This is a genomic window from Streptomyces sp. MS191 (assembly GCF_008042125.1).
GTDB lineage: Bacteria > Actinomycetota > Actinomycetes > Streptomycetales > Streptomycetaceae > Streptomyces.
In genome coordinates this window covers 1-912 of record NZ_RDBI01000148.1, presented here as the reverse complement: position 1 = coordinate 912, position 912 = coordinate 1, and the positions used below count along the sequence as shown (strand labels likewise).

Below are 912 nucleotides of genomic sequence, written 5' to 3'. Positions count from 1 at the left end.
AGACCGGCTGGACGGTGCTCCCCGGCTTCCGGGGGCGGGGCGTCGCCACCGCCGCGACGCGGGCGGTGGCGACGCGGGCGCGGGCCGCGGGCCTGCACCGCTTCCTGCACGCCTTTCCGTCGACGGACAACGGGCCGTCGAACGCGGTCTGCCGCAAGGCCGGTTTCGAGCTGCTCGGCGAGCAGGGGTTCGAGTACCCGCCGGGCCGGCCGATGCACTGCAACGACTGGCGGCTCGACCTCCGGCCCCCGGGCTCCGTGGACTGATCCGGGCGGGGGCGTCCGTCTCTCCCGTCCCCTCCCGTGCGTCGCCGGCTCCGGCGGCCCCGGCGGGGGACGGGAACGGCTCGCGGCTCAGCCCCGCGCGGCCTCGCCGTCCGGGGACTTCAGCTCCTTGGTGAAGTGGAAGGCGACGATGTCGAGGCGTTCGCGCAGGTAGAAGCGGTGGGCGGCGGTGCGGTGGGTGCCGGAGTCCAGGTTCAGCTCGAAGCAGCCCTCGTCGCTCGCGTGCCGTTCCAGATGGGCGAGCAGGCCGTGCCCGACCCCGGTGGAGCGGGCGGTGGCGGCGGTGACGAGGTCGTCGACGTAGAGCTTGCGGATCGAGCTGGTGTTGTGGACGATCCGCCAGCCCGCGGCGCCCACGCACTGCCCGTCGTCCGCGTAGGCGGCGGTGAAGCGCAGACCCTGGACCCGGCCGCGGTCCTGCACCTCGGCGAAGAGTTCGGGGGTGAGGTGGGGACGCAGCTCGCGCAGGACGGGGAGCAGGTCGGACTCCAGGCGGGGGTCGCCGTACTCGAGGTCGATGATCTTCATGGGCCGGACGGTAGCGCGCGGGGCCCGACGGACCTCGTGGGCCGGTCCGCGGGTGCGCGGCTCGGCCGGGCTCGGGTCCGGACGGGCTCGGGTGGGGAGG

Annotated in this window: 2 protein-coding genes; one reads left to right on the top strand and one right to left on the bottom strand. The window is 75.2% G+C overall.

Going from position 1 to position 912, the window contains the following annotated elements; genetic code table 11:
- Positions 1-266 (top strand): GNAT family N-acetyltransferase (locus EAO71_RS35830; RefSeq protein WP_147981984.1); only part of this gene is annotated, 266 nt, incomplete at its 5' end.
- Between the two features lie 87 nt (positions 267-353).
- Here the strand turns inward: EAO71_RS35830 and EAO71_RS35825 are convergent.
- The gene (locus EAO71_RS35825; protein WP_147981983.1) at positions 354-812 is read right to left on the bottom strand and encodes a GNAT family N-acetyltransferase; all 459 of its coding nucleotides are present in this window, start codon (positions 810-812) and stop codon (positions 354-356) included.
- Positions 813-912: the final 100 nt, after the last annotated feature.

Bases quoted from the DNA above. Each gene is read 5' to 3' on its own strand.
- EAO71_RS35825 (WP_147981983.1), bottom strand. From the start codon at position 812: ATGAAGATCATCGACCTCGAGTACGGCGACCCCCGCCTGGAGTCCGAC.